Genomic DNA, 10,169 nt, shown 5'->3' with positions numbered 1-10,169 from the left:
TGGTCACGACCTCGTAGCCTTCCATCGCCGCCTGCAGCGCGCAGATCGGGTCGACCTCGGAGACCATGACGCGGCAGCCGGCCTGGCGCAGCGAAGCCGCCGAGCCCTTGCCGACGTCGCCGAAGCCCGCGACCATCGCGACCTTGCCCGACAGCATCACGTCGGTGCCGCGGCGAATGCCGTCGACCAGCGATTCGCGACAGCCATAGAGGTTGTCGAACTTCGACTTCGTCACGCTGTCATTGACGTTGATTGCCGGAAACAGCAACGTGCCCTTGTTCGCCATTTCATAGAGGCGGTGCACGCCGGTGGTGGTCTCTTCCGAAACGCCCTTGATGTTCTTTGCGATCTCGGCGAACCAGCCCTTGGGCTTTTCTTTCAGCAGGCGCTTGATCAGCGCGAAGAAGATTTCCTCTTCTTCGGAGCCTGGCTTGTCGAGGAAGGCGGTATCGCCCTGCTCGGCGCGGTAGCCGGCATGCACGAGCATGGTGGCATCGCCGCCGTCATCCAGGATCATGTTCGGCGTGCCGCCGCCATGCCAGTCGAACAGCTTGGCGGTGTAGTCCCAGTATTCTGTGAGCGTCTCGCCCTTCACGGCGAACACGGGAATGCCGGCCGCAGCAATGGCCGCAGCCGCATGGTCCTGGGTCGAATAGATGTTGCAGGAGACCCAGCGGATATCGGCACCCAGCACCGCCAGCGTCTCGATCAGCACCGCGGTCTGGATCGTCATGTGCAGGGAGCCAGCGATGCGCGCGCCCTTCAGCGGCTGCTTCGGACCGAACTCCTCGCGAGTGGCCATCAGGCCTGGCATTTCGGTTTCGGCCAGCGAAATTTCCTTGCGGCCGAATTCGGCGAGCGAGATGTCCCTGACGATATAGTCGTTAAAGCCGGGCGTCTTGGCAGCGGTCATGCGGTTGGTCCCTTAAATGGCGAGTTCCGAAAAGCTGAGCTGCTTTCCGGAACACGCTAGACGATTGCGAAAAAGTCAGACGGCGCGCTTGAACGGCTCGACCAGGTCGGTCTTCTCCCAGGAGAAGCCGCCCTCGTTGTCCGGCGTCCGGCCGAAATGGCCGTAGGCGGAGGTGCGAGCGTAGATCGGCCGGTTGAGGTCGAGATGGGAGCGGATACCGCGCGGCGTGAGGTCCATCACCTCGGCGGCGGCCTTCTCTAGCTTGTCCTCCGGCACCTTGCCGGTGCCGTGGGTATCGATATAGATCGACAGCGGCCGCGCCACGCCGATGGCGTAGGCGAGCTGCAGGGTACAGCGCTCGGCAAGGCCCGCCGCGACGATGTTCTTGGCGAGATAGCGCGCGGCATAAGCGGCCGAGCGGTCCACCTTGGTTGGATCCTTGCCCGAGAACGCGCCGCCACCATGCGGAGCCGCGCCGCCATAGGTGTCGACGATAATCTTGCGGCCGGTAAGGCCGGTGTCGCCGTCCGGTCCGCCGATGAAGAATTTTCCGGTCGGATTGATGTGCCAGATAGTCTTGTCGGTAATCCAGCCTTTCGGCAGCGCTTCACGCACGTAAGGCTCGACGCGCTCGCGGACCTGGGCGGACGACATGTCCTCGACCAGATGCTGGTGCGAGACGACGAGCTCGCGAACGCCGACGGGTTTGCCGTTCTCGTACTGCACCGTGACCTGGCTCTTGGAGTCCGGGCCCAGCACCTTCTCGCGGCCCGAGTGGCGGGCTTCCGAGATCAGGCGCAGGATCTTGTGCGCATAGAAGATCGGAGCCGGCATAAGGTCCGGCGTCTCGTTGCAGGCGTAGCCGAACATGATGCCCTGGTCGCCCGCGCCCTCTTCCTTGTTCGCCCCGGGCTGGTGCGCATCGACGCCCTGCGCGATATCGGCCGACTGCGGGTGCAGGAGGATCTCGATGTCGCAGGTCTTCCAGTGGAAGCCTTCCTGCTCGTAGCCGATGTCCTTGATGGCTCCGCGAACCACGCTTTCGATCTGCTCGTTGTCGACCGATTTGGGCCCGCGGGTTTCGCCGGCGATCACCACCTTGTTGGTGGTGGCGAGCGTCTCGCAGGCGGCGCGGATCTGCCAGGGATCGATGCCGGCCTTCGGCCCCTCGCGATAGAACAGATCGACGATCTCATCGGAGATCCGGTCGCAGACCTTGTCCGGGTGGCCCTCGGAGACCGACTCGCTGGTGAAGAGATAAGACGCGCGCATCAAGCAACCCCTGTTTCCGCCGTCTTGGCGGTCGTTTCGAAATATGTTCTTAGAATGTCAATCGCGCCGGCGCGAGATGACGTAGGATTCATCGTAGAACCAGAGCCCGTTATACTTGCGAAGAACGTCCCTGGCAGCATCGAGAGTGCGGCCGTTTTGAGTCATATCCGTCAAGCGGTCGTCCTCAATCTGAGCGACATACACTGCCGCATTCCACGCTGCAAAGGCTGTCGAGGTTCCGATCGCCCCGGTAACCTCATTGGGCAGTGCTTCCATATCATAGCGAAAGATCGAGCGGTTATCAGCGTAGGCGTTAAAGTTAAGATCGCGGCCTGCCGATCCGAGTTCGTATTTTACCGCGCGCAATAGCTCATGGCGGCTCACCGAGAAAGGATTTTCTCCGGGCCATACCGCCTGGATCATCTCGATCCCCGGATCCTGACCATGGGAGTGAATACCGATTAGGCGGCCGCCTGCCCGCAATGCCCGTGCCAGGGGCGCGATGATGCGCTTGGCGCGGAAATTGACCGAAGATTTCGCACGATAGGGCTGGGACGCAATAATGAGGTCGAAATTCGCCTCGGTGCGGCCCGCGCGCGGGATCGCCGAATCGAGCAGGAAACGGTGGTCGTCCCGGTACAGCACGAGAACGACGGGCCGCTCATAGATTGGCATGCCGGACCGCGGGCTGACATTGGCACGCCAGTTCTGCTCCAGAAACGGCTTCAGATCGGCGATCTGGGCCTCGAACTCCCCCGAAGACGCCCCCCGCAGCGGCACCTCATGCCAGACCAGGGCCGCAGCCGCCGTCGGCGAGTTGGGTGTCAGCCAGGGAGCCTCGGCATAATACATGTTAGTAAAAACAAAAACTGTTGCCGGATGCTCAAACAGCCGATCCGGCACCTTCTCCAGTGTGAGCCGCACGTCTTCAAGGCTGAGCTCTTTGCCGGCGACGTAAAACGGCATGTTGGGAAAGCGGCCGTGCATCGCGCGCAGCACCCGCGCCAGCACCGTGCCGTCGCCGATCCCGGCATCAAACAGGCGGAGCGCCGGTGGCCGCGGATGGATGCTCGCGAGCTCGAGCGCCACGCGGTCGGCGATCACCCGCTTCTCGCTGCAGGTATGAACGAATAGCAGGTACTTCTGGCGATTTTCGAAGAAGCGAAAATTGCCGCGCGGGTCGCGCTTTTCCGGCACCAACTCGAGGCCGCGGGGCGGCATACCCCCGGGCGTGGCAGCGGCCATATAGGCCTGAATGCGCTCCAGCGTATCGATAGTGATCCGCTTGCCCTCGCGCAGACGATGCACCAGCTTGCCGTCGTTGACGGCACGCCGGCCGAAGGTCGTCTCCGCCATGTCGGCCTTGCGGCAGAACTCCGATATGTGGCGGAGGATTTCGTCGTTTTTCATCGGCAGCGCGGGAAGGATGGTGGGCAGCGGAAAGGACCACCCCTCCTACCACCATCTGCCCACCGCCGCACCTTCGCGATGGTGACGCGCCGTTGGGATCCCCCGGATAAGCATGTCAGTACGGGGCGCCGCAGCCGGATTCGGTCTTGAACCGCCAGCCTGCCGGGGACAACAAACGGCTGGACGCTAATTGGGGACATCATCTCATGCGCCGCATTCTGATCGCGCTCACCCTGCTGGCTGCGGCCCTGTGGTCGGCGCCCTGCTTCGCACAGGCGCGGTCGCAGCTCGGCCCGCTCTGCACCAGCGAAGGCACACCGGCCGACAAGCAGATCGATGCCTGCAACAAGATCATCGCGCTGAAGGTGTTCAAGGGTTCTCAGCTGGCAGACGTGTACTTCTGGCGGGGGGTCGGCTGGAACAAGAAGGGCGACTACGCCAAGGTCATCGCCGATGCCACCGAATCGATCCGGCTGGCGCCGAGCCAAGGCAACTACAACCTGCGCGGCTCGGCCTATTTCGACAAGGGCGAGTACGACATCGCGATTGCCGACTTCGATGATGCGCTCAAATCGGGGTCACCGAGCGGGACCCTCTACCACAACCGCGGCAACGCCTGGCGCTCCAAGGGCGACTACGCCAAGGCGGTCGCCGATTACACCGAGGCGATCCGCTTGAGCCCCAACACGTTCTCGTATCAAAACCGCGGTAGGGCCAAGGAGGCGCTCGGCGATCTCGACGGCGCGCTCGCCGACATCAACCAGGCGATCCGGCTCGACCCCGCTCTGCCCTCGCCGCTGACCAGCCGCACCGTGATCTGGCGCGCCAAGGGCGATTTCGATCGCGCCATCGCCGACGGCACCGAGGCGATCCGGCTTGCTAAGGCCAAGACGCCCGTCAACATCATGACCCCGCCCGGCAGCGTCTTGATCTCGGCCTATATCCATCGTGGGCTCGCCTACGAGGCCAAGGGCGACTACGAGCACGCCAAGGAGGACTTCAGGGCGACGCTGCAGGGCGTGGCGTCCGACGCGGGAAGCAGGGCCAACCAGGCGACCGCAAGGGTGCGGCTGTCGCTGCTGTCGGACGCGGCCGGTCCCTTGACGCCGCGCGATGCGCCCTCGTCGACCGCGGGACAGCAACAACAGACGCCGGCGCCCACCCCGGCTCCTTCCGGCAAGGCCAGCCCCGGCCGGCGCATGGCGCTTGTCATCGGCAATGGCGCCTACGCCCATGTCAAGGCGCTGCCGAACCCGTCCAACGATGCGCGCGCCGTCGCGAAAAGCCTGCGCAATATCGGCTTCACCGTTTCCGAAGGCGTCGATCTCGACCGCACGACCATGCAGAAGGTGACGCGCGATTTCCTGCGCGAGGCGGCGCGGGCGCAGGTCGCGGTGGTCTACTACGCGGGCCACGGCGTGCAGGTCGACGGCCGCAATTACCTCATCCCGATCGACGTGCAGCTGCGCCCCGGCGCCAGCATGACGGAAGAGATGATCGACATGGACACGATCATGGCCGGGCTCGACGACCAGGTGCGCACCAACATCCTGATCTTCGACGCCTGCCGCAACAACCCGATGGCGCCGCAGGCACCTTCCTCCGGCCCCAATCGCGGCATCCAAGCGGCCGCGGGCCTTGCGGCGCCGACGAGCCTCGGATCGGGCGCAACCTTGGGTGCCGGCACGCTGATCGCCTTCGCCACCGCGCCCGGACAGGTGGCGCTCGACGGCGAAGGCGCCAACAGCCCATTCTCGGCGGCGCTGTCGCGCCACATCGTCACGACGGGTCTCGAAGTGCAGCAGATGCTGACGCGCGTCCGCGCCGAAGTGGTCTCCACGACCCACAACAAGCAGGTGCCGTGGTCGAACTCCTCGCTGCTCGGCGAGGTCTATCTCGCCGAGAAGTGAAGGCCGCACGTGCGGCGTCATTCGGGGCCCGTCGGAGACGCGAACCCGGAATGACGGACCTGGTTACTTCCCCCAGACCTCGTTCGCGATCTCGACCGCAAGGCTGAGCTTCGCCCACTGCTCTTCCTCGGAGAGGACGTTGCCCTCTTCGGTGGAGGCGAAGCCGCATTGCGGCGAAAGCGCGAGCTGCTCGAGCGGCGCGAACCTGGCGGCTTCTTCCAGGCGCCGCTTGATGTCGGCCTTGTTTTCCAGTTCGCCGAACTTCGAGGTGATGAGGCCGACGACCACGACCTTGTTGCCCTTGGGCAGGAAGCGCAGCGGCTCGAATCCGCCGGCACGGTCGCTGTCGTATTCGAGGAAATAGCCGTCGTAATTGGTGCCGGCGAGCATGGTCTCGGCGACCGGCTCATAGCCGCCCGAGGAGATCCAGGTCGAGCGGAAATTGCCGCGGCACACATGGGTCGTGATCACCATGTCGGCCGGCCGTTCGGCGATGGCGTAGTTGATCACGCGCGAATAGATCTGCTGCAGGCCGTCGGGATTGTCGCCGCGCTCGCGGACCTTCTTGAGCTCCTCCTGCGAGCAGAGATAGGCCCAGACCGTGTCGTCGAACTGCAGATAGCGGCAGCCGGCATCGTAGAAGGCCTTCACGGCCTTGCGATAGGTCTTGCCGAGATCCTCGAAGAACGCGTCGAGTTCCGGATAGACGTCCCTGGAGATCGAATTGCGGCCACCGCGGAAATGCAGCACGGCCGGCGACGGGATCGTCATCTTCGGCACCACGTGCGCGATGTCGCAATGCTTCTTCAGGAAGCGGAAGTGGTCGAGCATCGGGTGATTGTCGGGGAAGTCGAGCTTGCCGATGACGCGCACCGCGTCATGCCGGGTCTGGACGCCCGCGAACTGGATACCTGTTTCGGGGTGAAACAGTTCGCAGCCGGTGAGCTTCGCGAGGAAATCGAAGTGCCACCACGAGCGGCGGAACTCGCCGTCGGTCGCCAGCCTGAGCCCGATCGAGGCCTGCTTGTGCACGACCTTCTCGATCTCGAGATCCTCGATTTTGCGGAGTTCTTCGGCCGAAATCTCGCCCTTCTCGAGCTTGGCGCGCGCCTCCTTGATGCGCGGCGGCCGCAACAGGCTGCCGACCTCGTCGGCACGGAATGGGGGTCTGGTTCGCTGCATGGTCTCACTCCCGAAAATTCAGTGTGCCGCAGCTCCGGCAACACCGAGATAGCGTTCGAGCGGCGCCGGATCGGCTTTCAGGGCGCTGCTCGGTGCGTCGTGGACGATTACGCCGCGTTCCAATATCACAACACGGTCGGCAAGCCCCAGAAGCTTTTGCGCGTTCTGCTCGACAATGATGGAGCAGATGCCGCCGGACCGGGCGATGGTCCCGATCGCCTTCAACAGTTCCTCGACGATGATCGGGGCCAGCCCCTCAGTCGGCTCATCGAGCAGCAGCACTTTCGGGTTCAATGTCAGCGCGCGTCCGATCGCCAGCATCTGCTGTTCACCGCCGGAAAGCTGATTGCCGTAGTTGCTGCGCCGCTCCTTCAGGCGCGGAAACATGTCGTAGACCCTTTCCACCGTCCACGGCCCGGGCTGGGCGATCGCCGTCATGTTTTCTTCCACGGTCAGCGACGCGAAGATGTTGCGCTCCTGCGGCACCCACCCCATGCCGGCGCGCGCCCGCTGGTCCGGGCGAAAGCCGGTAATATCGACGCCGCCGAGCGTAATCGTCCCGGCGAAACGGCGGGTGACGCCGACGATGGAATTGATCAGCGTGGTCTTGCCGGTTCCGTTGCGCCCGAGCAGCGCCAGGACCTGGCTTTCTTCCAGCCGCAACGACATGTTCGGCAGCACCACGGCCTCGCCGTAGCCGGCCCGCAAGCCTTCGATCGCAAGCAGATCAGGCATCAGCCGCCTCGCCGAGATAGACCGCCTTCACCTGCGGATCGCGCGCCACCTGGTCCGGCGGACCTTCGACGAGCAGCGCGCCGCTGACCAGCACCGAGATGCGGTCGGCGAAGGAAAACACCAGATCCATGTCGTGCTCGATCAGGAGCACGGTGACGTCGCGCGGCAGGCCGGCGACGGCCGCCAGGATGTCATGCCGCTCGCTTTCCGGCACGCCGGCGGCGGGCTCGTCCAGCAGCAGCACCCTCGGTTTGGCGGCAATCGCGACCGCGATCTCGAGCAGGCGCTGCTTGCCGTAGGGCAGCGTCGCCGTCGGCTCGTTCATGGCGTCGAGCAGGTGAAAGCGCGACAGCGTGTCCGCGATCTCCGTGTTGACGTCGTCGTTGGTGCCCATCCGCCGCCACCAGTCGCCGCCGCGGCCCAGCCGTTCCGAAACCGCAAGCCCGACGGTCTCCAGCGGCGTCAGGTCGGGATAGAGCTGGTTGATCTGGAACGTGCGCGACAATCCGCGCCGCACCCGATGGTGCACCGGCAGGTCGGTGATGTCCTGGCCCTCGAGCAGAATGCGCCCGCTATTCGGCCTGATGACGCCGGTCAACAGGTTGATCACGGTCGTCTTGCCGGCGCCGTTCGGCCCGATCAGCGCATGACGCGCGCCCTGCTCGACCTTCAGCGACAGTTCGCGCGTCACCCTCAGGCCGCCGAAATACTTGTCCAGTGCTCTCGTTTCCAGCGCGATCGTCATGGTCCCTCGCTCTCCGGGACCGCAACCACCGCCTTGCGGCCGCCGATGCTGCGGGCAATGAGGTTGGGCAGCCACAATACGCCGCGATGCAGGCGCTGGCGTCCGACCAGCACGATCACGACCAGCACGAGCCCGATCCAGAACTGCCAGTATTGCGGCGTGATGGTCGAGAACAGTTCCAGCAGCATCCTGAACACGACCGCGCCGATCAGTCCGCCATAGAGATAGCCGGCGCCGCCGATGACGAGCACCAGCATCAGGTCGGCGGAACGCTCGAACGAGAACACGTCAAGCGATGCGAGCGCGGTCGTCTGGGTGAACAGCGCGCCCGCAACGCCGGCGTAGAACGCGGCCAGCGTGTAGACCGCGACCAGGCGCCGGTTGACGGGAATGCCGATCGCGGCCGCGCGCAGCGGGTTGTTCTTGATGGCGCGCAGCGACAATCCGAACGGCGAATGCACGATGCGGCGGGCCAGCAGGAACAGCACAAACACGACGGCAAGGCTGTAGAAGAAGCCGGTCCTGCCGAACATATCGAAAGCGAAATGACCGAAGATCGGCTGCATGTCGATGCCCTGCAGGCCGTCGGTGCCGCCGGTGATGTTGGAATAGCGCTCGGCCAGGGCTTCCAACAGCAGCGCAATCCCGAGCGTCACCATCAGCCGCGTCAGGTCGGCGCCGCGGATCACCAGGAAGCTCGTGGCAAAGCCGAGCACCATCGCGGCAAGCCCCGCGACGATCAGCGCGAGCACGGGCTCGGTGATGATGCCGTGCAGCGACAGCAGCCCGGCGCAATACGCTCCGACGCCGAAGAAAGCCGCGTGGCCCAGCGAGACGATGCCCGCATAGCCGAGGATGAGGTCGAGGGACAGCGCGAACAGCGCCAGCCGCACGATGTCGGTCATGATCAGGTAGCGCGAGGGGAACAGGAACGCGCAGGCGAGCGCCAGCACCCAGAAGACGACTTCGCCCCAATGCCAGCGCGCGTGTCGCCTGGCGTGGTGTCCGACGTCGGCTTGCGCGCTCATCGGAGGCCTCAACGTACGGACGAGCGGCCAAACAGGCCGTTCGGGCGCCAGATCAGGATCACGATCATGATGGTGTAGATCACGAATGGTCCCATCTTCGGGACGTAATACTTGCCGGCGACGTCGCCGATGCCGAGCAGAAGCGAGGCCAGGAAGGGACCGGTGATGCTCGAGGAGCCGCCGACCGTCACCACGATCAGGAAGTAGATCATGAACTTCAGCGGGAAGTAGGGATCGAGTCCGAGGATTTCCGCGCTCAGCGCCCCGCCGAGCCCGGCAAGGCCGCAGCCGAAGGCGAAGGTGAGGGCAAACACCTGCGGCACGTTGATCCCGAGTCCGCTCGCCGCGCGCGGATCATCGACCGCGGCGCGAAGCCGGCTGCCGAAGCGCGCGCGCGACAGCACGAGCTGCAGCGCCAGCGTGAGCAGGCCGCAGATCACGACGATCATCAGCCGGTAGCGCCCGATGCCGACGCCGAAGACGTCGAACTGGCCCTCGAGCGCCGCGGGCAATTTGATGAAGATCCGCCCCGATCCCATGATGTAGTCGACCGCAGCGACCGACATGAAGACCAGACCGACCGAGAACAGCACCTGGTCGAGGTGACTTCTGGTATAGAGATGGCGGTAGAGCAGCCGCTCCAGCCCCGCGCCGATGATCGCGCTGGAGACGAAGGCCAGCGGCAGCGCGGCGAAAAACGGCCAGCCGGACTGGTTGACCAGCACCGCGCAGATGTAGCCGCCCGCCATCGCGAACGCGCCGTGGGCGAGATTCACGAAGTTCATGAGCCCGAGCGTCACGGCAAGCCCGCAGGCGAGCACGAACAGCAGCATGCCGTAGGCGACGCCGTCGAACAGATTGGTCAGGACTGCGGTCATGCGAAGTTGGACCGTACTGAGGTCAATTCAGGCTGCGACCACCGGCGTGAGGCTCCCTCTCCCGCTTGCGGGGGAGGGCTGGGGTGGGGGTGCCTC

Annotated in this window: 9 protein-coding genes; 1 reads left to right on the top strand and 8 read right to left on the bottom strand. The window is 64.7% G+C overall.

Translation table 11 applies throughout. From position 1 onward, the window contains the following. The 3 genes from HY852_RS15265 to HY852_RS15255 all read right to left on the bottom strand — a co-directional run. Positions 1 to 913: adenosylhomocysteinase (locus tag HY852_RS15265; protein ID WP_291605603.1), on the bottom strand; the 913-nt coding region annotated here is incomplete at its 3' end. A gap of 75 nt (positions 914 to 988) precedes the next feature. Then, positions 989 to 2,185, bottom strand: a complete 1,197-nt coding sequence (metK, locus tag HY852_RS15260; RefSeq protein ID WP_291605602.1) for a methionine adenosyltransferase — start codon at positions 2,183 to 2,185, stop codon at positions 989 to 991. 57 nt (positions 2,186 to 2,242) lie between these two features. Then, positions 2,243 to 3,595 (bottom strand): hypothetical protein, encoded by a 1,353-nt coding sequence (locus tag HY852_RS15255; protein WP_291605601.1) that lies wholly within the window; start codon positions 3,593 to 3,595, stop codon positions 2,243 to 2,245. 206 nt (positions 3,596 to 3,801) lie between these two features. Here HY852_RS15255 and HY852_RS15250 point away from each other — a divergent pair, with 206 nt between their 5' ends. Beyond that, complete coding sequence (locus tag HY852_RS15250) at positions 3,802 to 5,505, top strand: caspase family protein (protein ID WP_291605600.1); 1,704 nt, start codon at positions 3,802 to 3,804, stop codon at positions 5,503 to 5,505. A 63-nt stretch (positions 5,506 to 5,568) separates the two neighbouring features. Here the strand turns inward: HY852_RS15250 and HY852_RS15245 are convergent, their stop codons facing one another. Genes HY852_RS15245 through HY852_RS15225 form a run of 5 tightly spaced genes read right to left on the bottom strand, consistent with a single transcriptional unit; the run spans position 5,569 to position 10,073 of the window. Then, positions 5,569 to 6,687: a cobalamin-independent methionine synthase II family protein gene (locus HY852_RS15245; RefSeq protein ID WP_291605599.1), complete on the bottom strand. Its 1,119-nt coding sequence runs from the start codon at positions 6,685 to 6,687 to the stop codon at positions 5,569 to 5,571. Positions 6,688 to 6,705: 18 nt separating this feature from the next. Continuing rightward, positions 6,706 to 7,422 carry an ABC transporter ATP-binding protein gene (locus HY852_RS15240; RefSeq protein WP_291605598.1) on the bottom strand — a complete coding sequence of 239 codons (717 nt, stop codon included), beginning with the start codon at positions 7,420 to 7,422 and terminating at the stop codon, positions 6,706 to 6,708. Next, positions 7,415 to 8,167, bottom strand: coding sequence for an ABC transporter ATP-binding protein (locus tag HY852_RS15235; protein ID WP_291605597.1), 753 nt, complete (start codon positions 8,165 to 8,167; stop codon positions 7,415 to 7,417). Before HY852_RS15235 ends, HY852_RS15240 begins: the two co-directional genes overlap by 8 nt. Beyond that, complete coding sequence (locus tag HY852_RS15230) at positions 8,164 to 9,195, bottom strand: branched-chain amino acid ABC transporter permease (RefSeq protein WP_291605596.1); 1,032 nt, start codon at positions 9,193 to 9,195, stop codon at positions 8,164 to 8,166. The genes HY852_RS15235 and HY852_RS15230 overlap by 4 nt, the downstream gene beginning before the upstream one ends. 8 nt (positions 9,196 to 9,203) lie before the next feature. Beyond that, entirely contained in the window at positions 9,204 to 10,073 is an 870-nt protein-coding gene (locus HY852_RS15225) for a branched-chain amino acid ABC transporter permease (protein WP_291605595.1), read from the bottom strand. Between the last annotated feature and the right edge of the window lie 96 nt (positions 10,074 to 10,169).

The sequence above is a fragment of the Bradyrhizobium sp. genome (genome assembly GCF_016213215.1).
In the GTDB taxonomy this organism is placed as follows: Bacteria; Pseudomonadota; Alphaproteobacteria; order Rhizobiales; family Xanthobacteraceae; genus Bradyrhizobium.
The sequence above is the reverse complement of the archived record's forward strand: the minus strand, read 5'-3'. Positions and strand labels throughout refer to the sequence as shown.

Coding starts and splice junctions, on each gene's coding strand:
- metK (WP_291605602.1), bottom strand. CDS start 2,185: ATGCGCGCGTCTTATCTCTTCACCAGCGAGTCGGTCTCCGAGGGCCAC.
- HY852_RS15255 (WP_291605601.1), bottom strand. CDS start 3,595: ATGAAAAACGACGAAATCCTCCGCCACATATCGGAGTTCTGCCGCAAG.
- HY852_RS15250 (WP_291605600.1), top strand. CDS start 3,802: ATGCGCCGCATTCTGATCGCGCTCACCCTGCTGGCTGCGGCCCTGTGG.
- HY852_RS15245 (WP_291605599.1), bottom strand. CDS start 6,687: ATGCAGCGAACCAGACCCCCATTCCGTGCCGACGAGGTCGGCAGCCTG.
- HY852_RS15240 (WP_291605598.1), bottom strand. CDS start 7,422: ATGCCTGATCTGCTTGCGATCGAAGGCTTGCGGGCCGGCTACGGCGAG.
- HY852_RS15235 (WP_291605597.1), bottom strand. CDS start 8,167: ATGACGATCGCGCTGGAAACGAGAGCACTGGACAAGTATTTCGGCGGC.
- HY852_RS15230 (WP_291605596.1), bottom strand. CDS start 9,195: ATGAGCGCGCAAGCCGACGTCGGACACCACGCCAGGCGACACGCGCGC.
- HY852_RS15225 (WP_291605595.1), bottom strand. CDS start 10,073: ATGACCGCAGTCCTGACCAATCTGTTCGACGGCGTCGCCTACGGCATG.